We start from the raw sequence: 23,279 nt of genomic DNA, 5'->3' as shown, positions 1-23,279 counted from the left end.
CCTTCGGGGGCGGGCTTTCATCCTATCTGTCAGAGGTGAGAGACGTGAAAAAACTGGACGAGATCCTTCTGAAAATCGAAAAGCACTCTGCCAAGATACTCCTTCTTGTGATGATCGTCATGGTTTTTGCCTCTGGTGTTGCAAGATTCATAGGTCATCCTATAAACTGGGCGGTGGATTTCAGCACGTTTCTGTTCGGCTGGGCGGCTTTCTTTGCGGTGGATATCGCATGGCGTGAAAACAAAATGATGTCTGTGGATGTCTTTGTGAAACGTCTTTCAGAACGCAAACAGAAGATCATAAGGCTCATAAATTACTTCATAATCCTTGCATTTTCTTTCTATCTGATCGTGTGGGGCTTTTATCTGTCCTATAAAACAAGATACAGAACCTTCGTTGGTATGCCAAACTTCAGCTACACCTGGGTTACCTTGAGTGTTCCTGTCGGTGGGGTACTCCTGTTCAGATCCACCATTTTGAAGATATTGGCCGAATTCCGCAACAAGAAGGAGGCACAATAATATGCTAATAGTGCTGATCGCGTTCGCTGTATTTTTGATTCTTGGGATGCCTGTTGCGTTCGCAATTGGAATATCTGGTTTTCTGTGGTTCCTTCAGCATCCTGAACTTCCCATTACGATCCCCATTCAAAGGTTGCTTTCTCAGACGGTCAATTTCGCTCTTCTGGCAATCCCCATGTTCATAGTGGCTGGGAACGTGATGAACTCCGCTGGTGTGACAAGAAGGCTTCTTGATTTTGCTTCCACTCTTGTTGGTCATATGAAAGGTGGACTCGGTCAGGTTTCGGCGGTTCTTTCCACGTTGATGGGAGGGGTTTCTGGTTCTAGTATAGCGGATGCAGCGATGGAAACAAGGATGCTTGGACCTGAAATGCTAAGACGAGGATATCCAAGAGGTTTTGCAGTGGCTGTCAACGTCTGGACATCTTTGATCACGCCGATCATACCACCTGGTATCGCTTTCATCATCTACGGTACGATAGGTCAGGTTTCCATTGGAAGGCTCTTTGCGGCGGGAATTGGACCTGGGCTTCTTTTAATGGTTGTCTATATGATAACCATATGGTTTGTTGCGAATAGACTGAACCTTGCTCCGGAAAGAGAAAAGCGTGCTTCAACAGGTGAGATTTTCAGAACACTGGGAAGAAGTATCTGGGCACTCATCTTTCCTGTTCTGTTGATCGTAGGACTCAGAGGAGGTATCTTCACTCCGTCGGAAGTTGGTTCGTTTGCTGTGCTTTATGGAATGCTGGTTGGTTTTCTGATTCACAGGGAAATGTCCATCAGGACTTTCTACTGGGAAACCCTCGAAAACTCTCTTGGCGATATTGGCAGTGTCATGTTCATCCTCTCGATGTCTTCTATCTTTGGGTATGGAATGATATGGGAAAGGATTCCAGAAAGACTTGCTCAGTTCCTTCTCGGTATCACCAGCAATTCAAACGTGTTGATGGTCATGATTTCCATATTCCTCGTGTTTGCAGGTCTGTTCGTTGATGCAACGGCTCTAATACTAATGCTCACGGCTGTACTTCTTCCTGTGGCAAGGCAGCTGGGAATCGATCCCGTCCATTTCGGTCTGGTCTTCATTCTTTCTGCCGCTATGGGAAACCAGACACCACCTGTGGGGGCTTCCATGTACGCAGGCTGTTCAGTCCTTGGTGCGAGCATAGAAGAGTACATTCAGGCATCCTGGCCTTTCCTCATAGTAACGGTGATAGCCATACTTCTCATCATCTTCTTCCCGCAGATCGTGCTGTTCATACCGAACCTCATCTTTGGATAAGGAGGGATTGAAGCTATGAACTTTCAGGGAAAGGTGGTTTTGATAACGGGAGCAGGTTCCGGAATAGGAAAAAAAGCCGCCATCATGTTCGCAGAGAGAGGAGCGAAAGTGGCAGTGAACGACATTTCCGAGGAGAAAGGCAATGGCACTGTGGAACTGATAAAAAGCAAGGGTGGAGAGGCCGTGTTCATTCTTGGAGACGTAACAAAGGATGCAGAACGGATAGTGAGAAGAACGGTGGAAGCGTTTGGGAGACTCGATATCCTTGTGAACAACGCGGGTATAGTTCCCTATGGAAACATAGAAGAGACTTCAGAAGAGGACTTCGACAGAACGATCGCTGTGAATGTCAAAGGACCGTTTTTACTGTCGAGATACGCGGTCGAGCAGATGAAAAAGCAGGGTGGAGGAGTTATTGTGAATGTATCTTCAGAAGCAGGGCTCGTTGGAATCCCAAGAAGATGTGTTTACAGTGTTTCAAAGGCAGCGCTTCTGGGTCTTACAAGATCCCTTGCGGTCGATTACGTGGACTATGGAATAAGGGTGAACGCGGTGTGCCCGGGTACCACGAAGTCTGAGGGATTGATGGCAAGGGTAAACGCATCCCCAAATCCGGAAGAACTTCTGAAAAAAATGACGTCCAGGATCCCCATGAAGAGGCTTGGAGAAGAAGAGGAAATTGCTTTCGCTATCCTTTTTGCCGCATGCGATGAGGCGGGCTTTATGACGGGAAGTATCATAAGTATAGATGGAGGATCCACTGCTGTGTGAGGAGGTCTTAATGTGGATGTGATTCAGATGATTAAGGAAAAATACGATGAATTCACCAACGCGGAAAAACAAATAGCCGATGTTATTCTTTCAGATCCAGGAGGGGTCATAGAAAGTTCCATTAGCGATCTCAGTAAAAAAGCGGGTGTGAAAAGCGAAGCTTCCGTGGTGAAGTTTTACAAGAAACTGGGGCTGAACAGTTTTCAGCAATTCAAGGTGCTCCTGGTACAGAGCATTTCAAGAGCACCTCTTGAGATCGTTTACGAAGATGTCTCCAGTGAAGACGACGCAGAAACCATTACTGAAAAGATCTTCAAAGCCACTGTGAGGGCAATTCTGGATACCCTGAACTCCATAGATGTTGAGTCGATCAAAAAAGCCGTCGAAATGTTCAGAGAGGCCCGAAGGATTATATTCATAGGTTTTGCAGCTTCTGCTGCTGTTGCTTTCGATGCGTTTCACAAGTTCACCCGCATTGGAAAAAACTGTTTGTTCTCCAACGACGAACACATCATAGCCACCATCCTTGCCACCGCATCTCCCGGTGATCTCCTCGTTGCCGTTTCGCACACGGGGGAAACGATATCCGTTGTGAACTTCGCCAGGAAGGCCAGAGAGATGAGGATACCGGTCGTTGCGATAACGGGAAACAAGAAGTCTACCCTCGCAAAGTACTCAGACGTTGTCCTTGTAACAAACACGAAAGAGACGAAGATAAGAACGGACGCTATGACCTCCAGAATCGTACAACTTGTCATACTCGACACGATTTACACACTTCTTGCAGCGAGAGATCCAAAGGCTATAGAAAACCTGAACAAGAGCAGACTTGCCGTCTCGGAGCTAAAGTACTGAACGTGGAGGGAAAAATATGAGGAAAGTTCTGATTGTAACACGAACCTTTGGTAAATATTCTCGAGAACCTGTTGAGTTTCTCAGAAAAAATGGATTTGAAACAATAAGGGCCGATACCATAGATCCAGACGCTTTAAAAAACGCGGACGCTCTGATCGTGGGCACACATCATGTCACGGCTGAGATGATAGAAAACTCCAACCTCAAGATCATAGCCAAGCACGGGGTGGGAGTGGACAACATAGATCTGAATGCAGCAACAAAGAAAGGAATACCCGTTACCATCACAGCCGGTGCGAATTCGCTTTCTGTTGCCGAACTCACCATCGCCTTCATCTTCGCACTCAGCAGGGGCCTTGTGTGGTCCCACAACAGACTGTTTCAGGAGAGAAAGTGGGAAGGAATAATCGGGCAGGAAGTTTCTGGAAAAACACTCGGTGTAATAGGTTTTGGAGCAATAGGCAGGGAAGTGGTTAAGAAGGCTGTTTGCCTTGGTATGAACGTGCTCGTTTACGATCCATACGTGAGCAAGGACAGTGTGAGATTGTCAGAGGCCACTCCGGTCGACGATCTGGATCACCTTCTCAGGGAGAGTGATTTTGTATCGCTCCATGTTCCACTGAACGAAAGCACAAGAAACATGATAGGTGAAAGGGAAATTTCCCTGATGAAGAAATCTGCCTTTTTGATCAACACCTCTCGTGGTGGTCTTGTGGACGAAAAAGCACTCGTGAAGGCTTTAAAGGAAGGGAAAATCGCCGGGGCCGCACTCGATGTTTTCTCTGAAGAGCCTCCAGATCCCGGCTCACCACTGTTTGAATGTCCAAACCTCATTACCACTGCGCACATAGGTGCTCACACAAAGGAAGCCATCTACAGAATGAACATGATGGCTGCTCAGGCAGTGGTGGATTTCTTTAGTGGGAAAATTCCAAAACATGTGGTGAACGAAGAGGTGATAGATCTTTTGAAGCGTAAAGGATTGCAGGAAACATCTTGAATCACAGGCGACAATGTGTTAAAATAACCCTAGCAGCGAGCAGGCGTAGCTTCAAGCGGTGGAGCGCCGCCTTGGTAAGGCGGAGGGTGTGGGTTCGAGTCCCACCGCCTGCTCCATTTTTTTATTTTCATCCCCCGTTCCGGGAGATGGTAATGCGGGCAAAAAGAAGGGTACAAAAACGAGTTCTTTGTTCTCTCCCCCAAAATCCTCCAAAGAAGATCTTGCCGAGAATCCCTTTTCTGAAGATTTTCTGTTGCTTCATGTTTATCTCATAGAACTGTTCGAACGGATAGGTTTTCTGATTCGAAGCGAGATCATCTGGGACAAAAGAAAAACAGAACATCCCAGACTTCTCCCAAGATTTTTACCTTCTCGATGTTTCTCTGGAAAATTTCTATCAGAGGATCAACCATAAACCTTCCACCCCTCCACGAACACAGCCACGGGATCATCCTCGAAAAGAAGCGGATTTCTCTCGTACAAACAGAAGTCCGCCCTGAAGCCCTTTTCTATCCTTCCTACCTTTATCCCCACCTGCTTTGCTCCCGCTTCTGTCAGAAGGTGGAAGGTTTCTTCTCTGGAAAAACCCATCTTCAAAGCGTGTTCAGCGATGTACTTTGGATCGCACGGAGAAACCGGAGAGTCCGATGAGAAGGAAATGGAAATTCCCATCTCAAACATCTTCCTGAAGGGGTACAGAAGTGCGTTCACTTTCATATTCTTCAAAAGGGGTTGATCTTCGAAGTAGAAGTGTGGTTGAACGGAAAAGGATGTATTTCTGGCTCTTTTCAGATCTTCTTCCTTCACAAATTGAGCGTGTACGATCCTGTGACCAGGGTGTCTTTCCAGAACGTCCAGAACCAGACTCACCGCTTCATCTCCTATTGAGTGTACGTTCAGAACAAGACCGTACCTGTCGCAGAATCTGGCAAGTTCTTCGAGTTTCTCTTTTGTGAGAAGCTGGACACCGTGTGTTCCGTCATCGTACTCTCCTGAGATGAGAGCAGTTCTGGCACCCAGGGAACCATCCATGAAGACCTTTACACCCCTCACATGGACCTTCGAGTTGAGGTCCCCGAAGAGCTCTGGTTTCAGTCCTTTGGGTTTCAATTTTTCAAAGAGCCTTATTCTGGAATTTTTCAGTACCTCAAGGAGTTCCTCTGTACTCACACCGTAGAGATCATCGCTTTGAACGAAGGTTACACCGTGTTTGAGGAATTCTTCCTCGCCTGACCTGTAGAATTTTGATATGTTCTTTTTGAACACGTGTTCGTAGATCACTTCCAGGTTCTCCAGAAGGTATCTTTCCTTCACGTTCAAAACTTCCATTGCTTTTTTGTTCAGGAGTGCCTTGTGACCGCAACGTCTGATGAGAAAAACAGGTTTTTCTATCCTGTCCAGTGTTTGAAGGATTGCCTCATCAGGTTCTTCAGACCAGCCCCTTCCAACTATCAGATCACCTTTCAGATCTTTTTTGAAAAATTCGTCCCAGGTGCTGAAAGAAACGCTGAACCTGGAAAAACCCGTTCCCACAACGTGAGCATGTGAGTCGACAAATCCCGGAACAAGAAAGTACCCTTTCGCATCCAGGATGGGACCTTCCGATTTTTCAGAAAAGGCCCCATCTTCTATGAAGATATCCCTTCTGGAGAATTCCTTCCCGTTCCACACGAGGGCGCTTTTTACAATCATTTCAATCCCCTGCTTCCAGGTTTTTCAGCGGGTATTCCCTGTTTGCAGAGGGGACAGTCTTCAGGTTCATAGACTGGAAGTTCCAGTTTGAGAAGACTTTCAAAAGGCACGCCAAAATCCACTCTTCCGCCAGAGCGATCTATGATCGATCCCACACACATTACGTTCGCTCCAAGATCCTTCAGAAGTTCTATCACTTCCTTCACAGATCCCCCAGTTGTCACCACGTCTTCGACGACCGCTACCTTTTCACCGGGTTTCACGGTGAATCCTCTTCTGAGCTTCATCACACCGTTTTCTCTCTCTGTGAACAGTGACCTTGTCTTCAGATACCTTGCAACGACATAGGAGAGAATCACACCCCCCATCGCAGGACCGACCACCGTCTCTACGTCGTACTTTCTCAAAAGTTCTGCAAGTTTCTCTCCAACGATGTCTCCGTACTCCGGAAATTCGAAAAGGCGAGCGCACTGAACGTACCTGGAAGAGTGCTTCCCAGAAGAGAGAACGAAGTGTCCTGAAAGAAGTGCTCCCGTTCTTTCCAGAATCTCCTCTATCACATTATCATCTCCTTTATCCTTTCGATCTTTCCCTTTGGATCTTTGCTGAGGTAGATCTCTCTTCCAAGGACGGCGAAGTCAGCTATTCCCTTCATCTCCTCCAGACTCACCACATCCTTTTGGTCTTCTGCCTTCACCTCCATTCTGATTCCAGGAACAAGGATCTTACCATTTATTCTGTCTCTCAGGACCTTTGCCCAGGGACCTGGCAGCACAAAGTCACATCCCATTTCGTTCAGTTTTTCTATTTTCTCCAGGTAGTCTTCCAGAGTTCCTTCCACTGACGTCAGTTTCACCACAACGAACACGTGTTTTTCTGTTGTCTCAAGAGCCCTTTTCACGCTCTCGTATCCTGCACAGGAGTGAAGTGTAAAACCGATGATGGCCGGATGGTCCCAGCTTTTTATGGAGCGCTCCACAGTTGAAGGTATGTCACAGAACTTCAGGTCGAGGATGATCTTCAGGCTTCTTTTTTCAAGTTCGTCGAAGATCCTCTTTCCATGGATGGCGAGGTTGTGTCCCACCTTCACCACATCGAAACTACCGTTTTCTTCGATGAATCTGATCGGATCTTCCATGTCGAGACTCAAAACGGGTATCATCCTTTCACCTCCATCAGGTATTTTCCGATTTCTTCGACGATACCGGGATCCTTGAAAAGGGCGCTCCCCACCCCTATCACGTCCGCACCCACACTCAAAAATTTTTTTGCATCTTCTACAGAGTACACTCCCCCGCTTGCGATCACAAAGAGATTCGGAAATCTTCTTTTCACTTCGTACACTGCTCTGAGGGCGATGGGTTTCAAAATAGGTCCAGAAAGACCTCCCAGAATCACAGTGTCTTTTTCAAAGTGCAATCCCCTCACCGTGTTCACAAGCGTGATCCCTTCCCATCCTGCGTCTTTCACCATTTCTGCTGCCTCTTCCACGAAGATCCCTTCTATCCCCACTTTTGCTATCAAAAAGGACTCGGGGAGCACCTTTCTGAGTTCTCTCAGAAGGTCTCTCCATCTTTCTCTGTCTCTGACGATGGAAAGACCTCCTTCCTTCACGTTCGGACAGGAAAAGTTGAATTCAACAGCACAGAACCTGTCTGCCACCTTTTTGAACACATGCGCCACTTCCAGGTACTCTTCGAACGAGTCACCACCAAGACTTGCAATCATGGGAACGGGAAGTTCGGGAAGGTCTTCAACGAACCTGTGTATTCCCGGGTTTTCCAGTCCGATCCTGTTTATCACGTAAAAATCTCCATCGGCCATTCTGGGTGCCAAGTTTCCCTCTTTGGGATTGAGCGTGACGGTTTTCAGAACAACACCACCTATATACCTGTGATCTATCAACTTCAGATACTCACCAAAACCTGCAGGGCCGGAGAGAAGAACAAGAGGGGGTCTCAACTCCAGCACAGTTCATCACCTCTGAATATCGGACCATCCGTGCAGACGTGTTTCACGCCACTTTCCGTGAAAACAGCACATGACTTGCAGGCACCTATGCCGCATCCCATGTATTCTTCGAGTGAGAAGTAAACTTCTTTTCCCCTCAGGTGTTCCCAGCACACCTTCTCCATACTTCTGGATCCAGAGACAAGGTACCAGTCGTACTCTGGAAGCGATGAGAGTTTTTTCAAAAATTCATCGTTTCCGATGACAGTTTCGTATTCCAGGGGTGTGAGAATAGGAGTTCTGCTTCCAACGAGAACGTCCACGTTCATGGTTCTTTCAAACGCCTTTGCCATCGTGAGACAGGTGGGGGAGATGATGAGAAGTCCCTTTCCATTCCTTTTGAAACCGTTACCAAGGGGACCATGTCCCTTTATCTTTTCTGCCTCTTCCACGATCCATTTTGTTCCCTCTCCTTTCACCTGAGCGGAAATAGCAAGACTTTCTTCCCACCAGCCAAGGACAAAGGGTTTTCTGACGAGTTTGGGGGTCTCAAGCATCACGAACTGCCCCGGTGAAAAATCAATCTGTTCTTCAAAGAGGACGATCCAGGTGTCCTCGTTCACTCTGATCGTTTTCTTCTTGGTCAGGCAGAACCTCTCCATCCATCATCACCCATCTTCCTTTGAGTTTCATCGCAACGACCTTTCCCTTCAGTTTGACACCGTCGAACATCGTGTTCTTTCCTTTACTTTTGAATTTCCCTGCATCCACCACAATCTGTGCATCGGGGTCTATGAAGACAAGATCCTCTTCGGTGAGCTTTCCCTTCATCCCAAGAACCTCGAGGGGAGCTTTCGTCATCTTTTCTATCACCGTTTCAAGATCTTCAAGAACGGTGTAGTACACAGAAAAGGCGATCTCTATGGAGGTCGATCCATAGGGAGCGGTGAAGAAGTCCTCTGGTTTTTCAGGGTGAGGAGCGTGATCCGTTGCGAGGACATCGATCACACCTTTTCTCACCGCCTCGATGAGGGATTTTCTGTCCTCGGGAGCTCCAAGAGGCGGGTTGATCTTGAAGTTGGTGTTTTTGATGTCTTCGTAACAAAAGAACAGATGATGTGGTGTTACCTCACAGGTGACCCTGGCGAGTTTTTTCAGAAAAGAGAGCATCTCCACCGAGTATCTGGTCGTCACGTGCTGGATGTGGAATCTTTCAAAACCGTACTCCATTCCTGTGAAGACCGTTCTTGCAATAGCCACCGCTTCACTCGAGCGAGGACGCTCTGGAAGACCAAAACCTGCTCCCTCGTAGAAGATGCCATCTATCTCGTACATCTGACTGTGGTCGAACCAGAGTGCTTTTTTTCTTTTCTTCATCGTCTCAACGAGTGTGGGATAGTCGTACTCTATCCCGTCGGTTGAAAAACCTACAACCCTCTCACCCACTGCCTCAAGAGAGCCAAAGGGAGACACGGTGAAAAGAAACGTCACCCTTCTGTTCCTGGAGAGTTTCAGGTGTTCATCCAGAATCTCTTTTCTGTCTATAGCCGGCCTGGTGTTTGGCTGTATCACCACTTTATAAAAGCCTCCCACAAGGGAGGCTTCTTCTAAAGAATCGTAGTCTTCTCCACCGTTGAGGCGAACGTGAACGTGAAGATCGACGAAAGGCGAAGTGGCCACCAGCCCTTTTGAAGGAAAAGGCGTTTTTATCTCCTCTTCCATCCATTTTCCTCTGAACGGATCGTAGATCCTCACCCTGTTCCCTCCGGTCTCTTTTCCATCTATTTTACCATCCACTCCACGATCGCATCTATCACCCGTTTGTCAACGTGCTCTTTCTTCATGTACTCAACGGGTGTTGATTTCCCTTCTCCTGTCATCATTAGATGGTTGAGGTCTTCAAAGACAACGATCTTCACGTTTTCTTTATCCGAGAGTTCCTTCGTCCAGATTTCTTGATCTTTTTCGCTCACCTGGTAGTCCCTTCCACCGAAGATCAAGAGCATGGGAACAGAGAGCCTTTTTGCTGTCAAAACGGGTTGTCTTTCCCTCAGATCGTAGAAATACTTTGCGGACACTCCAAGAACAATTTCATCGGGTGGAAATTCTTTTTTTCTGAGTTTTTCGAGAATCTTCAAAGTTTCTTCAATGTTGTCTGCAAGACCCAGAGACTGAAGATATTTCAACTGATCCTCCATGAGATCTTCGAGTGGACGTGCAGGGGGTGCTATCATGATAACACCATCTGCTTTTGATCTTTCTGCGATCTCCGGTGCAAGCATGGCACCGAGACTGTGACCGAGAACGTACACCCTGGAGACATCCTCTCTCTGTTTCAAAATCCTCACCGCTTCCAGAGCATCTTTTATGACTTCTTCTTCAACGGTTAGAGAGGTAGGATCCATCTTCTCCACAAACGTTCTCTTGTGGTATCTGAGAACGAGAATACCATTTGAAGACAGCCCGTACGCAATGTCTCTGAAGATCTTGTTGGGGCCTATCGTCTCATCCATGTCGTTTGGTCCAGACCCATGGACAAGAACAACGGCCGGAAAGGGGCCTTTTCCTTCTGGAATGGTGATCTTTCCGGGAAGTCCGTTCACGGAAATGTCTTTTTCTTCAAAACTTTCCAGATTTGCATAATCAGGGGGTTCGTACTTTGCCCCCGCAGACTGTGTGAAGAACAAACCGGCAACTTTCCCCTCTTTGTCTATGGTGATCAGCGCTGAGATATCTTCTTTTTCAAATCTCAGGGTGAAGATGTATATCTCGTATTCACCCTGAGTGGTCTTTTCGTAGGCGACGATCTCTTTGAAGCCACCAAGTTGGCTTTTCAGGGAATTCCAGATGCTCGAAAGGTTCTGAAGACTGAGTTGCTTTCTCACCTGGTCTGTACACATGGACAGGGCAGTTTCGAAGTCTTCGCTGGTGAGTCTCTGAACAAAGAGGTAGGCTTCTTGCTCAAATGCACCGAACACCATCACTCCAAGAAGTACAATAAAGAAAATGGTGATTCTCATTTTTCTTCCCTCCTTTTCTTGAATAAGACGTTCTCCTTCATCTTGTTTCTCACTTTCAAAGATTTTTCTACGTACACCTTCTCACCGGTGAAAGGATCTATTCCAGAGTAGTACATGGCAGTGCTCACCGTTCCGGGAGTGGGTGTGAAGATCTGAATCTGCTGCGGGAAGTACCCAAGATGCCTCAGGATGAAATCTCTCAGATAGTTGTTCTCTTTCCAGCCTTCTCCTGGATGTCCCACTATGAAGTAGCCGATCACGTACTTTTTCTTTCCCATCTTCTGTGCGAATGCCTCGAACCTTCTTTTGAATTCCAGAAACAGTTCCACCGGAGGCTTTCTCATCAGAGAAAGTACCTTTGGATGGGCGTGTTCCGGGGCGAGTTTCAACTGACCGGGGGTGTATTTCACGAGTTCTCTGATGAAGATGTCCAGGTCGTTCTCGGCGAAAACAAAATCGTGTCTGATACCTGAAGAGACAAAGACGTTCCTCACAGAGGGCAGTTTTCTTATCGACTCAAGGAGTGCGATGAACCTGTCGTGATCTGGCTGAACACCTCTGCAAACGCCGGGATACAGGCAGAATTTACGGCACTGTCCTCTGGTTTCTCTGACGGTGCATCTTGAACCGTAGAGGTTCGCGGTGGGGCCTCCAACATCCGTTATGGTGCCTTTGAAATCTTTTCTTTTGATGAGAAGTTTCACTTCCTCCAGTATGGACTCTTCGCTTCTATAAGAGATGTGTGTGGTCTGGTGCTGTGTGAGGGCGCAGAAGGAACAACTACCAAAACAGCCACGAACGGCGGTGATGGAGAACTTCACCGTCTCTATTGCCTTAACCCTTCCCATTCTCGCATAGAACGGATGAACTTCCCTTTCGAAGGGAAGAAGGTAGATCTGATCGAGTTCCTCCTGGGAAAGTGGCGGTTGCGGGGGATTCTGAACAACGTATCTTGTGTCCTGTCTCTGATAGATCGGAATGTTCCTGTGTGGATCCGTGTACCAGGTCTGAAGTTTTATAGCCTCTGCGTACTTTTCTGGATTTTCAGAGATTTCGTCGAAAGAGGGAAGTTCTACACCTTCGCTGGGCTTTTGAGAGGTCCACCAGACAACTCCACAAATGCTTTTACACTTCTCCAGATCACCTGTTTCAGCAAGGGTTTTTGCAATCTCAAGGACCGCTTTTTCTCCCATTCCGTAGACGAGAAGATCGGCCTTTGAATCTACAAGGACAGACTTTCTCACTCTATTGCTCCACCAGTCGTAGTGTGCGAACCTTCTCAAACTCGCCTCTATTCCACCAAGAACAACGGGTACACCTGGAAAGCACCTCTTTATCAGGTTGGTATAGACTATCGTCGCTCTGTCGGGTCTTTTTCCAGAGATTCCACCCGGTGTGTAGTCGTCTGTTTTTCTTTTCTTCATCGAGGCTGTGTAGTTTGCCACCATCGAATCAACGTTTCCGGCGGTGACACCGAAGAAGAGCCGTGGTCTTCCAAGGCGTGTTATATCTTTTTCTGATTTCCAGTCGGGCTGGGCTATGATTCCCACTTTGAAGCCGAAAGATACAAGGTAGTGACCGATGAGGGAAACTCCAAAGGAGGGATGATCCACGTAAGCGTCTCCCGTGACAAGGATTATGTCGAGTTCTTTCCATCCCAGTTTTTCCATTTCTTCACGTGTCGTAGGAAGAAACACGGTATCACCCTATGTATTTTAAAACGAAAAAGCCTCCTGTCGAGGCCTGGTTTAAAAAATAGGGGCGCACGGGAACGATGTTTACTTCTTCTTTGTCTGTCCTACTTTTTCGTTGTGAATGGCTATCAACACGTCCACCGGTATCAGTACGATCATCTTCTCCACCTCCTTTTTGAGAATAATTCTCATTTCTCATATGAAAGCATAACACCGGAAATTTAAGAATTCAATAAGGTCGTGCTAATTATCCGTGAAGATCCTGTTCCATCCGAATGGGGAAGATCGACAAAAAATTTTTTGGGTACTTGACAAAATATTTGGATATGTTCTAAAATATTTTGCAGGAGGTGACAAAATATGCTGCCCAAATGTCCTGTATGTGGAAGAGAAATGATGGTGACGGAACTCCACTGCGATAGAGACGATGTAACGGTAAGAGGTCGATTCAGGGCGAGTCCGTTTGATTTTCTCGACAGAGAAGAACTCGAGTTCGTCATCCTTTTCTTCAGGGCAAGGGGAAACCTCAAGGAGATGGAGCGTTACACGGGACAGGGCTACTTTGCCTTGAGAGGGAAACTGGAGAGGATACTGGAAAAGATGAAACTTCAGCCACTCGGTGAGGTGAAGGAAGAGGTCTCAGACGAGGATCTCTTCAAGCAGGTGAAGGAAGGAAAGATCAGTGTCGGGGAGGCGCTGGAACTTCTCAAAAGAAAGAAAAAAGGAGGGGAAAGTGATGTCTGAGGAGATCAGAAGGATTCTGGAGGCCGTGGCGAAGGGAGAAATCAGCCCAGAAGAAGGAGAAATGCTGATAAAAGCCCTGAAAGAGAAAGAAAAAGAAGAACGAAACTGGCCGGAGGATCTCTCGGAAAAAGATTTCGTTCTGAGGGAAGACGAAGTGATGGAAGGAGATCTCGTTCTCTCAAAAAAGAAAGCGATCATAAAAGGTAAGGTAAAGGGAGACCTTGTTCTCATCAACTGTGAGACCTTCTTTTCAGGAGAGGTGGAAGGCGACCTTGCCGTCATCAGTGGAAAGATCGAGTTCGACGGTGGAAAAGTGAAAGGAGACCTTGCACTTGTGGGTGCGAAAGAGTCTGGTAGAAGGCCTTCGGTGGGCGGGGATGTCGCCAGAATATCGAACTTCTTTATCAGCGGTATGATGAAGATGCTTTCCCCTTTCATCAGCAACATCTCCGTTTCCTCTAAGAAGAAAAAGAGCGAAAGAGAGGAGTGATTGCCCATGAGGGTGTACCTGATGATCTCGGCGATTCTTGTAGGAGGGTTGTTTTCTTTGATATGGTTGTATGTGCTACTTTTCCCCGCTACAGAGACTGTCTCATCTTCACAGATGGTTCAGGAACCCGTTATCACAGAAACATCCAGTGCGATGGTGACTGAGAGTTTCTGAGTTCAATAAGGGGGGAGCGTGGTGAACGATATTACCTTCTGGAAGAGAAACTTTGTCCTTCTTGCCCTAGGAAGATTTGTTTCGATTCTTGGGAGTTCAATTCAAGCAGTTGCAATTCCTCTTTTCGTACTGGATTTGACGCATTCTGGAACAGCGGTCGCCACTATGAGCATCGCCTATATGCTTCCAAGGATACTCCTCATGCCGATAGCCGGGATAATTGGAGACAGGGGGAACAGAAAGTTCCTCATGGTGTCGATGGATTTTCTGAGGGGAATTCTCATATGTTTTCTCTCGTTTCTTGCCTTCAGAAATGCCATCACCCTCTCTGTTCTCTACGTTTCACAGGTTGCCATGGCGGTCATGGACAACCTTTTTGATATACCAACCGGTGCGATGTTTCCAGACATCGTGCCGGAAGATTTTCTCATGAGGGCAAATTCCATAATGGGAATGGTGAGGATCTTTCCACAGATCCTGGGGCCCGCTCTTGGAGGGATGATCTACGGTTTCTACGGCATAGCGATCGTGTTTCTTGTGAACGGAGTGTCCTTCATTCTCTCCGCCATCAGTGAAATCTTCATAGTCTACCGTCAAAAGATCGAGAAGAAACCTTCTCATTTCAAACAGATACTCCAGGACCTCAAAGAAGGATTTCTTTTCATCTGGAATCACTCGCTCATAAGGACCATTCTTATCTTTGCACTCTTTCTGAATCTTCTTATCTCTCCTCTCTTCATGGTTGTCTATCCTTACACTATCAGGGAAGTGATGAAGTTTTCTGCTCAGGAATTTGGCTTTCTTGAGACCTCGTTCACTCTGGGGGCGCTCTTTGGGAACCTCCTGATCGCATCTTATCTGTCAAAAAGAAATATGTGGAAGGCGATGAAGGTTTCCATCTTCCTCTTTGAACTTCCCATCGTTTTTCTTGGTGTTCTCGTCATGCCAGATTTTTCTTCAAGTGTGGAAAGACTGGTTCTCTTCATGATGTTCTTTGTGACGTTTTTGATAATGGGCTTTTTGAATCCAATAATCAACGTTCCTCTGGACACGGCTTTTCAGAAGATGACACCTTCGCACATCAGAGCGAGAGCGTTTTCTTTCCTTGTTCTTGTGGCAAACGGAGTAACGCCACTTGGATCTGTGCTCTACGGGTATCTTGTTGATAGAGTGTCGATTCATTTTCTTTACTACACCGTTGGAGTCCTTTCCTTTTTGATCGCCGTGCTTCTTCTTGTTGCTCTCAGAGGAAAAGAACTTCCCACTTGATTTTTTAAGGGTGCTTTGCTAGAATAGTAACCAAACAGGGGTGAAAGATTATGCAAATTGAACATGTGTTGTGCATCAAATCCGCTGAACACAATTATTATTACTTTTGGTTTAACAGGGGCACCTGTCCGTGAGTGCAACCGCTCCGGGCAGGTGCCTCTTTCGGTATCTGCCCGGAGCGATAAAAAACCAGAGGGCTCCGGGCAGCGGAGCCCTTTTTTTGTTATCAAAACTTCGGGAGGTGGTAGGTCTATGATAGTGGTCTTAAAGCCCGGCTCCACGGAAGAAGACATAAAGAAGGTGGTGAAACTGGCAGAGAGTTACAACCTGAGGTGTCACATTTCCAAAGGTCAGGAGCGTACGGTGATAGGCATCATCGGTGACGACAGATACGTGGTGGCAGACAAATTCGAGTCTCTGGACTGTGTAGAGAGTGTCGTGAGGGTGCTCAAGCCTTACAAACTCGTCTCACGGGAATTCCATCCGGAGGACACGGTGATAGACCTTGGAGATGTGAAGATAGGAAACGGATACTTCACCATCATGGCAGGTCCCTGCGCGGTGGAAGACAGAGAGATGCTCATGGAGATCGCACACTTTTTGAGTGAACTGGGAGTGAAGGTTCTGAGGGGAGGAGCCTACAAGCCACGCACCTCGCCGTACTCTTTCCAGGGACTCGGTGAGAAGGGTCTGGAGTATTTGAGAGAGGCTGCTGACACATACGGCATGTACGTTGTGACGGAGGCACTCGGTGAGGAAGAACTTCCAAAGGTGGCCGAATACGCCGATATCATACAGATTGGTGCAAGGAACGCTCAGAACTTCAGATTGCTCTCAAAAGCGGGCAGTTACGACAAACCCGTTCTTCTGAAAAGAGGCTTCATGAACACCATCGAGGAGTTTTTACTCTCGGCGGAGTACATAGCAAATTCAGGGAACACAAGGATCATACTGTGTGAGAGGGGAATAAGGACGTTCGAGAAGGCAACGAGAAACACCCTCGACATCTCCGCTGTACCCATCATCAGGAAGGAATCGCACCTTCCCATCCTCGTGGATCCGAGTCACTCGGGTGGAAGAAGAGACCTTGTCATACCACTCTCCCGTGCTGCAATAGCCGTCGGTGCCCACGGAATCATAGTGGAAGTCCATCCAGAGCCCGAAAGGGCGCTTTCAGATGGAAAACAGAGCCTCGATTTCAAACTCTTTGAAGAACTGGTCCGGGAGATGAAGGGGCTTGCCGAGGCCCTGGGGGTGAAGGTGAATTGAGGATCTCCGTGCTTGGAGCAGGATGCATCGGAGGTTCGATCGCTCTGAAGTTGAACGAAAAGCACCGGGTTTTCGCCTTCGATCAAAGTGAAGATGTAACAAAGGCCCTTGAGGAAAGAGGTGTCAGAACCGCTTTGAGACAAGAAGACCTCTTCGACACGGATCTTCTCATCCTGGCACTCCCCATGGCTGTTGAAGAGCGCTTTCTGAAGGAAACTGAGTTCACAGGAAAGATCCTGGATGTGGCAAGTGTGAAAACCCCCTTCATGGAAATAGCAAAGGAAAGGGGACTCAACTTCATCGGAGGACACCCCATGGCGGGAAACGAGAGGAAGGGTAAAGCAGGCTGGGACCCCGAGATGTTCAGCGGAAGGATTTTTTTTCTCTGTTCTCCCGATGAAAAGAAAGACGATGTCGTTGAAGGTGTTGTGAGGGATCTTGGATCCAGGCCGGTCTGGATAGATTACAGAGAACACGACAGGATCGTTGCCGCCGTGAGTCATGTGCAGTACCTGATCTCTCTGAGCGCTCGATTCACAGGGAAACCCTATGAAGAGTACGCGGGACCAGGTTATCAGTCGAACACGAGGCTCTCAAGACAGAACATGGAAATGGCGCTGGATATGATCAGATATAATAAAGAAAACATCCTCAAGTACCTTGAAAACACAAGAAATTTCCTGAACACTCTCCACAATTTCATAGAGAAAGAAGACTTCGAGAGTCTGAAAAAAATCATAAAGGAAGTGGTAGCGTGAAGGTTCTTCCCGCAAAAAAAGTGTCCGGAACGCTGAGTGTTCCTCCAGACAAATCCATAACTCACAGGGCACTCATTCTCTCGGCCCTTGCAGAAAGTGAAAGCACACTTTACAACCTTTTGAGATGTCTGGACACGGAGAGAACGCACGATATTCTGGGAAAACTCGGTACGCGCTTTGAAGGTGACTGGGAGAAGATGAGAGTTTTTCCCAAGCCTTTCTCCGAGCCGATTGAACCTCTTTTCTGCGGAAACTCAGGGACCACCACGAGGCTGATGAGTGGGGTCCTTGCTTCGTACGAAATGTTCACGGTCCTCTACGGGGATTCTTCCCTTTCCAGAAGGCCGATGAGAAGGATTATAGAACCTCTGGAGATGATGGGTGCACGTTTCATGGCAAGACAGAACAACTTCCTTCCTATGGCCATAAAGGGAAATCACCTTTCGGGTATCAGTTACAAAACACCGGTGGCGAGTGCCCAGGTGAAGAGTGCCATCCTTCTGGCAGGACTCAGGGCAAGCGGAAGAACGATCGTCATCGAGCCTGCAAAGAGCAGAGATCACACAGAAAGGATGCTCAAAAATTTGGGGGTTCCCGTCGAGGTGGAAGGAACACGGGTGGTTCTTGAGCCTGCCACGTTTAAAGGATTTGAGATGAAGATACCGGGAGATATTTCATCTGCTGCGTTCTTCATCGTTCTTGGAGCGATTCATCCCAATGCCCGTATAACGATAACCGGGGTGGGATTGAACCCCACCCGAACGGGTCTTCTTGAGATCATGAAACTCATGGGTGCAAACGTGGAGTGGGAGGTTACAGAAGAAAATCTCGAACCAATAGGAAACGTGAGGGTGGAGACCTCTTCGAACATGAAGGGAATCACCGTACCGAAAGACATCGTGCCACTCATGATAGACGAACTTCCGCTTGTTGGACTCCTCGGTGTCTTTGCCGAAGGTGAAACCGTTGTCAGAGGAGCCGAAGAGTTGAGAAAAAAAGAGTCAGACAGGATAAAGGTGCTCGTGGAAAACTTCAGAAAGATCGGTGTCGAAATAGAAGAGTTCCAGGATGGTTTTAAGATCACTGGAAAACAAAAAATAAGGGGAGGAGAAGTGGATCCGGAAGGCGATCACAGGATGGCCATGCTCTTTTCCATAGCGGGTCTTGTGAGCGAGGAAGGTGTTGAGGTGAAAAATCACGAGTGTGTGGCCGTCTCGTTTCCAGACTTCTACGAAGCACTCGAGAAGGTGATAGGATGAAATTTTGCATCATTGGATACCCTGTGAAGCACAGTATATCCCCGCGGCTGTACAACGAGTATTTCAAGAGAGCGAAGATGGATCATCTGTACGTGATGGAAGAGATACCCCCGGATGATTTCGATAGCGAGATAAAAAGGGTGATGGAAGAGTACGACGGATTCAACGTTACCATTCCACACAAGGAGAAAGTGATGAGGTACGTGACCCCCTCTGAAGACGCAAAGAAAATAAAGGCGGTCAACTGCGTTTTCCGCGGAAAGGGATACAACACGGACTGGACCGGTGTTGTGAGATCTCTTGAAAGTGTTGAGGTGAAGGAGCCCGTAGTAGTTGTGGGAGCAGGTGGTGCTTCACGGGCGGTGATCTATGCTTTACTTTACCTTGGAGTTGAGGATATCTGGGTGACGAACAGAACTCTTGAGAGGGCAAAAAATCTGGAATTTCCTGTGAAGATCTTTCCTTTCGATCGTCTCGATGAGATGGTAAGAGGGGCAGGGAGTCTTTTCAACACCACTTCGGTTGGTATGAAGGGAGAGGAACTTCCCGTTTCTGACGATTCACTGAAAAACCTGAGCCTTGTTTACGATGTGATCTACTTCGACACACCACTTGTTGTGAAAGCAAGAAAACTTGGTGTGAAACACATCATAAAGGGAAACCTCATGTTTTACTACCAGGCAATGGAGAATCTGAAGATATGGGGAATATACGACGAGGAGGTTTTCAAAGAAGTGTTCGGGGAGGTTCTGAAATGAAACTCACGATAGCGGGGGATTCCCATGGAAAATACATGGTTGCAATCCTGGAAGGTTTGCCTTCGGGGATAAGGGTGGATGAGGAACTCATAAGGAGGGATCTTTTCAGAAGGAGAAACTGTTACGGCAGAGGAAAGAGAATGAAGATGGAAGAGGACGCGTTCGAGATCGTTTCGGGGTTGTGGAAGGGCATCACAACGGGTGCACCGGTGACGATCCTCATTCCCAACAGGGCGGGAAACCCTGTGAAAGATGTTCGGAGTGTTCCAAGACCCGGTCACATCGATTACGCTGCGTGGGTGAAGTACAAACTTCCCGATCTGAACATCTACGTGGAGCGGTCCAGTGCAAGATGGACGGTGGCGCTCACGGCGGCAGGCTCCCTCTTGAAAAGCCTCCTCAAAGAGTTCGGTATCGAGGTACTGGGATTTGTCACAAGACTTGGAAATGTCGAGGCAAGGGACATTCCAGGTGATTTCGAAGAGTTGAAGAGAAGAAGGGATGAATCCGTGGTGTTCTGCCCAGATCCTGAGGCAACGAAAGAGATGGTCGCTGAGATCGACAGGGCAAAGGAGGAAGGAAACACCCTCGGTGGAAAGGTGAGAGTCATAGCAAGGCAGGTTCCCGCAGGTATCGGGAGTTATTCGGAACTGTTCAAAAAACTCGACTCGAGGATAGGCTCACTCTTTTTTGCCATTCCCGCTGTCAAAGGAGTGATCGTGGGAAGCGAAGAAATGTGGAACGGATTCGATTATCTGGATGAGTTCGAAATAGAAAATGGTCAGATAAAGAGAAAAACGAACAACCTTGGTGGAATAGAAGGTGGTATCTCCAACGGAGAAGACATCTGGGTGAACGTCTACGTGAAGCCCATCCCCACCACGGGGAAACCTCTGAACTCTGTTGATCTGAGAACGATGAAACCGGAGAAAACACCGTACGTGAGGTCTGATGTAACTGCAGTACCTCCTGCCTCTGTTGTGTGTGAGGCGGCCCTTTCTGTGGTGATCTCGGATGCTTTGCTTGAACATCTTGGAGAAGGCAGCATCGACGACCTGAAAAGGAGGTTCGAGAATGAGGATCTTCCTCGTTGGGATGATGGGTTCTGGAAAGAGCACGATAGGTAAAAAGGTGGCGGATGTACTCGATCTTGATTTCGTGGACATGGACGATGAGATAGAAAAAAGAGAAAAAAGAAGCATCGGAAGAATCTTCGAAGAGGACGGTGAAGAATACTTCCGACTGAAAGAGAAGGAACTCTTGAAAGAACTCGTCGAAAAAGATAACATCGTTGTTTCAACGGGTGGAGGTGTGGTGATAGATCCGGAAAACAGGAACCTTTTGAAAAAAGAAAAAACCCTTTTTCTTTACGCTCCTCCCGAAGTGCTGATCGAGAGGGTGACTGAGGAAAACAGGCCGCTCCTCAAAGAAGGAAAAGAAAAGATATACGAGATCTGGGAAAAGAGAAAGCACTTCTACGCGGAGTTCAAGAGGATCGACACTTCCAGTTTGAACGAGTGGGAAACAACTGCCCTTGTCGTCCTCGAAGCACTGGACGAGATGGAAGTTTCAGTGCTGGAGAAGCCCCATCCTGTGAAGATCGTTCTTGGAGGATTCAAGAGGGTAAAAAACGAAGATCTGGTCTTCACCACGGAGAGAGTGAAGAAGATCTACGGAAGGTATCTTCCAGATAGCAGCCTGGTCTTTCCAGATGGAGAAGTGGTGAAAACACTGGAACACGTCTCAAGGGCATACTACGAACTTGTGCAAATGGATTTCCCGAGGGGAAAGACCATCGCCGGTGCTGGGGGAGGGGCTCTCACCGACTTCACAGGCTTTGTAGCGAGCACTTTCAAGAGGGGTGTGGGACTCTCCTTCTATCCAACCACCCTTCTTGCCCAGGTTGATGCCTCCGTTGGAGGAAAGAACGCCATCGATTTTGCAGGGGTGAAGAACATCGTTGGAACTTTCAGGATGCCAGACTATGTGATCATAGATCCCGTTGTCACGCTCTCGATGGACGAGGGAAGGTTTGAAGAGGGTGTGGTGGAGGCCTTCAAGATGGCCCTTCTCTCTGGAAGGGGGCTGGAACTCTTCGACGATCCAGAGAAGATAGAAAGGAGAAATCTCAGAATCCTCAGTGAGATGGTGAGGCTATCGGTGGAAGAGAAGGCAAAGATAGTGATGGAAGATCCCTACGACAAGGGATTGAGACACGCTCTGAATCTAGGACACACCCTGGGACATGTCTATGAGATGCTGGAAGGGGTGCCCCATGGTATAGCGGTGGCGTGGGGACTGGAAAAAGAAACGATGTACCTCTACAGAAAAGGGATCGTTCCAAAAGATACCTTCAGGTGGATCGTTGAAAAGATCAAAGAGATCGTACCCATCCCGGTTCCGGCTGTTGACAGAGAAAAAGCAAGAACCCTCATTCTGAACGACAAGAAAATCATGAAAGGCTCCAGGGTGAGGCTTCCATATGTGAGAGAACCTGGAAAGGTGGAGTTTCTGGAAGTGGATCCGCTCGAACTTCTGGAGGTGGTAGATTGAAACTGCTCGTTGTGAACGGTCCGAATCTGAACATGCTGGGAAAGAGGGACAGGAACGTGTACGGAAATTTCACCTATGATGATCTGGTGAGGATGATAGAAGACTGGGCCAAAAGAAACGGAGTGGAGGTGGAGGTGTTTCAGTCAAACCACGAAGGAGAGATCATAGACAGACTGCATCAGCTCGACTTCGATGGTCTTGTGATAAATCCCGGTGCGTTCACGCATTACAGTTACGCTATAAGGGATGCCCTTGAGATCGTGAAAGTTCCCAAGGTCGAAGTTCACATATCCAATATACACGGAAGAGAAGAATTCAGAAGAAAGAGTGTCACCGCGGAAGTCTGTGATGGTCAGATCAGCGGGCTTGGGGTTTACGGATACATACTCGCACTAGAGTACGTGAGAAAAGTCTCCTCTGAAGGCGGTAAGTAAGAAGTAAACACCGAACCCTATCAGAACAAACGACATGGACACAAGAACGATTCTGTACACACCTTTCCATGAAGGTCTTTTGAGAAACTGACCAGCAGCGCCCAGGAAGGCATACCAACTTATATCCGAGAGTATGTGACCGAAGTAGAACAGGAGAACACCAGATAGGAGATGCTCTCTTGCCCGAAAAAGGAACGCACTACCAACCGAAAACCACCACAGAAGAAAATAGGGATTCGAAAAAGAAACGAGTGCTCCCTGAACGGGCAGGGGGAACCTGCTGTTTCCTGTGTTCGAAATCAAAGACGGGTCTTTTGCTTCAAATAGTTGAGAAATCCCCATGTACAGGAGAAAAATGCCACCTGCTAGTGAAATTGCCCTCATGAGAACTGGAGGAATCGTTCGAACACCAACCAAAAGCAGCATCACCAGAAGGGCTTCTAGTAGAACATGCCCTGTTATCAACTTCAGGGATGCTTTCCAGTCTTTTGTGCTTTTTGATATGGCGATTGCCATTAAGGGTCCCGGTGCCATCGCACCAGAAAGTCCAACAAGGAAACTTCCAAAGAATATGGAAAGCATATTTTTTCCCTCTTCATGCCTTTTGAAAGATTCTACCACTCATCTTCTATTTTTTATGTTAGTGTAAAAGATGTTAGTCTAAAAGATCATAGTTTTATTCAATAAACTACGGTAAGTTCCATTTATTCACAAAGTGGGTGGTGATTGTAACTGACTCCTGATGTGCGATGCAGAGTATGCAATTACCGGTAACGAAAAAAT

At 47.5% G+C, this 23,279-nt stretch carries 25 protein-coding genes and 1 tRNA gene; 17 read left to right on the top strand and 9 right to left on the bottom strand.

Translation table 11 applies throughout. The features are described from left to right. Positions 1-44: 44 nt before the first annotated feature. The 6 genes from TRQ7_RS03175 to TRQ7_RS03150 all read left to right on the top strand — a co-directional run bounded on the left by TRQ7_RS03175 (position 45) and on the right by TRQ7_RS03150 (position 4,548). Positions 45-521 (top strand): TRAP transporter small permease, encoded by a 477-nt coding sequence (locus TRQ7_RS03175; protein WP_041844007.1) that lies wholly within the window; start codon positions 45-47, stop codon positions 519-521. Between the two features lies 1 nt (position 522). Beyond that, positions 523-1,806 carry a TRAP transporter large permease subunit gene (locus TRQ7_RS03170; protein ID WP_015918840.1) on the top strand — a complete coding sequence of 428 codons (1,284 nt, stop codon included), beginning with the start codon at positions 523-525 and terminating at the stop codon, positions 1,804-1,806. Between the two features lie 15 nt (positions 1,807-1,821). Beyond that, positions 1,822-2,577: an SDR family oxidoreductase gene (locus TRQ7_RS03165; RefSeq protein WP_015918839.1), complete on the top strand. Its 756-nt coding sequence runs from the start codon at positions 1,822-1,824 to the stop codon at positions 2,575-2,577. A 12-nt stretch (positions 2,578-2,589) separates the two neighbouring features. Beyond that, positions 2,590-3,432 carry a MurR/RpiR family transcriptional regulator gene (locus tag TRQ7_RS03160; protein ID WP_041844006.1) on the top strand — a complete coding sequence of 281 codons (843 nt, stop codon included), beginning with the start codon at positions 2,590-2,592 and terminating at the stop codon, positions 3,430-3,432. 16 nt (positions 3,433-3,448) lie between these two features. After that, positions 3,449-4,432: a phosphoglycerate dehydrogenase gene (locus TRQ7_RS03155; protein WP_041844005.1), complete on the top strand. Its 984-nt coding sequence runs from the start codon at positions 3,449-3,451 to the stop codon at positions 4,430-4,432. A 39-nt stretch (positions 4,433-4,471) separates the two neighbouring features. Beyond that, a tRNA-Thr gene (locus TRQ7_RS03150) sits at positions 4,472-4,548 on the top strand. Positions 4,549-4,837: 289 nt separating this feature from the next. Here TRQ7_RS03150 and TRQ7_RS03140 read toward each other — a convergent pair. From TRQ7_RS03140 to TRQ7_RS03105, 8 genes are read right to left on the bottom strand one after another with little or no spacing between them, the layout of a single operon-like run. Continuing rightward, the gene (locus tag TRQ7_RS03140; RefSeq protein ID WP_041844003.1) at positions 4,838-6,124 is read right to left on the bottom strand and encodes an amidohydrolase; all 1,287 of its coding nucleotides are present in this window, start codon (positions 6,122-6,124) and stop codon (positions 4,838-4,840) included. Then, complete coding sequence (gene pyrE, locus TRQ7_RS03135) at positions 6,121-6,684, bottom strand: orotate phosphoribosyltransferase (RefSeq protein WP_041844002.1); 564 nt, start codon at positions 6,682-6,684, stop codon at positions 6,121-6,123. The genes TRQ7_RS03140 and pyrE overlap by 4 nt, the downstream gene beginning before the upstream one ends. Then, the gene (gene pyrF / locus TRQ7_RS03130; protein ID WP_041844001.1) at positions 6,681-7,286 is read right to left on the bottom strand and encodes an orotidine-5'-phosphate decarboxylase; all 606 of its coding nucleotides are present in this window, start codon (positions 7,284-7,286) and stop codon (positions 6,681-6,683) included. Before pyrF ends, pyrE begins: the two co-directional genes overlap by 4 nt. Continuing rightward, positions 7,283-8,095: a dihydroorotate dehydrogenase gene (locus TRQ7_RS03125; RefSeq protein ID WP_041844000.1), complete on the bottom strand. Its 813-nt coding sequence runs from the start codon at positions 8,093-8,095 to the stop codon at positions 7,283-7,285. Before TRQ7_RS03125 ends, pyrF begins: the two co-directional genes overlap by 4 nt. Then, the gene (locus TRQ7_RS03120; protein ID WP_041843999.1) at positions 8,083-8,736 is read right to left on the bottom strand and encodes a dihydroorotate dehydrogenase; all 654 of its coding nucleotides are present in this window, start codon (positions 8,734-8,736) and stop codon (positions 8,083-8,085) included. The genes TRQ7_RS03125 and TRQ7_RS03120 overlap by 13 nt, the downstream gene beginning before the upstream one ends. After that, on the bottom strand, positions 8,666-9,829 hold the full coding sequence (locus TRQ7_RS03115; RefSeq protein WP_052472223.1) for a dihydroorotase: 1,164 nt from the start codon (positions 9,827-9,829) through the stop codon (positions 8,666-8,668). The genes TRQ7_RS03120 and TRQ7_RS03115 overlap by 71 nt, the downstream gene beginning before the upstream one ends. 26 nt (positions 9,830-9,855) lie before the next feature. Next, positions 9,856-11,094, bottom strand: coding sequence for an alpha/beta fold hydrolase (locus TRQ7_RS03110; protein ID WP_041843998.1), 1,239 nt, complete (start codon positions 11,092-11,094; stop codon positions 9,856-9,858). Further along, a complete protein-coding gene (locus tag TRQ7_RS03105) occupies positions 11,091-12,791 on the bottom strand; it encodes a YgiQ family radical SAM protein (RefSeq protein ID WP_041843997.1) in 1,701 nt (566 codons plus the stop codon). The genes TRQ7_RS03110 and TRQ7_RS03105 overlap by 4 nt, the downstream gene beginning before the upstream one ends. A 357-nt stretch (positions 12,792-13,148) precedes the next feature. Between TRQ7_RS03105 and TRQ7_RS03100 the strand changes: the two genes are divergently transcribed. The 11 genes from TRQ7_RS03100 (at position 13,149) to aroQ (ending at position 22,496) form a co-directional block, all read left to right on the top strand. After that, complete coding sequence (locus TRQ7_RS03100; RefSeq protein ID WP_041843996.1) at positions 13,149-13,532, top strand: DUF2089 family protein; 384 nt, start codon at positions 13,149-13,151, stop codon at positions 13,530-13,532. After that, positions 13,525-14,022, top strand: a complete 498-nt coding sequence (locus TRQ7_RS03095; RefSeq protein ID WP_041843995.1) for a hypothetical protein — start codon at positions 13,525-13,527, stop codon at positions 14,020-14,022. The genes TRQ7_RS03100 and TRQ7_RS03095 overlap by 8 nt, the downstream gene beginning before the upstream one ends. Positions 14,023-14,028: 6 nt before the next feature. Then, positions 14,029-14,196: a hypothetical protein gene (locus TRQ7_RS09720; RefSeq protein WP_168098974.1), complete on the top strand. Its 168-nt coding sequence runs from the start codon at positions 14,029-14,031 to the stop codon at positions 14,194-14,196. Between the two features lie 21 nt (positions 14,197-14,217). Further along, positions 14,218-15,465, top strand: a complete 1,248-nt coding sequence (locus tag TRQ7_RS03090; protein WP_041843994.1) for an MFS transporter — start codon at positions 14,218-14,220, stop codon at positions 15,463-15,465. Positions 15,466-15,717: 252 nt separating this feature from the next. Next, positions 15,718-16,734, top strand: a complete 1,017-nt coding sequence (aroF, locus tag TRQ7_RS03085) for a 3-deoxy-7-phosphoheptulonate synthase (RefSeq protein WP_041843993.1) — start codon at positions 15,718-15,720, stop codon at positions 16,732-16,734. Continuing rightward, a complete protein-coding gene (locus TRQ7_RS03080; RefSeq protein WP_041843992.1) occupies positions 16,731-17,492 on the top strand; it encodes a prephenate dehydrogenase in 762 nt (253 codons plus the stop codon). Before aroF ends, TRQ7_RS03080 begins: the two co-directional genes overlap by 4 nt. Continuing rightward, positions 17,489-18,751: a 3-phosphoshikimate 1-carboxyvinyltransferase gene (gene aroA / locus TRQ7_RS03075; protein WP_041843991.1), complete on the top strand. Its 1,263-nt coding sequence runs from the start codon at positions 17,489-17,491 to the stop codon at positions 18,749-18,751. Before TRQ7_RS03080 ends, aroA begins: the two co-directional genes overlap by 4 nt. Continuing rightward, positions 18,748-19,509: a shikimate 5-dehydrogenase gene (aroE, locus tag TRQ7_RS03070; protein WP_041843990.1), complete on the top strand. Its 762-nt coding sequence runs from the start codon at positions 18,748-18,750 to the stop codon at positions 19,507-19,509. The genes aroA and aroE overlap by 4 nt, the downstream gene beginning before the upstream one ends. Next, entirely contained in the window at positions 19,506-20,636 is a 1,131-nt protein-coding gene (aroC, locus tag TRQ7_RS03065) for a chorismate synthase (RefSeq protein ID WP_041843989.1), read from the top strand. Before aroE ends, aroC begins: the two co-directional genes overlap by 4 nt. Beyond that, a complete protein-coding gene (gene aroB, locus TRQ7_RS03060; protein WP_041843988.1) occupies positions 20,584-22,062 on the top strand; it encodes a bifunctional shikimate kinase AroK/3-dehydroquinate synthase AroB in 1,479 nt (492 codons plus the stop codon). Before aroC ends, aroB begins: the two co-directional genes overlap by 53 nt. Further along, positions 22,059-22,496, top strand: a complete 438-nt coding sequence (aroQ, locus tag TRQ7_RS03055; RefSeq protein WP_041843987.1) for a type II 3-dehydroquinate dehydratase — start codon at positions 22,059-22,061, stop codon at positions 22,494-22,496. Before aroB ends, aroQ begins: the two co-directional genes overlap by 4 nt. Here the strand turns inward: aroQ and TRQ7_RS03050 are convergent. Beyond that, positions 22,455-23,117, bottom strand: coding sequence for a LysE family transporter (locus TRQ7_RS03050; RefSeq protein ID WP_144399073.1), 663 nt, complete (start codon positions 23,115-23,117; stop codon positions 22,455-22,457). The genes aroQ and TRQ7_RS03050 overlap by 42 nt on opposite strands. Between the last annotated feature and the right edge of the window lie 162 nt (positions 23,118-23,279).

It is taken from the genome of Thermotoga sp. RQ7, from assembly GCF_000832145.1.
GTDB lineage: Bacteria > Thermotogota > Thermotogae > Thermotogales > Thermotogaceae > Thermotoga > Thermotoga neapolitana.
This window is presented reverse-complemented; position numbering and strand designations above follow the sequence as displayed.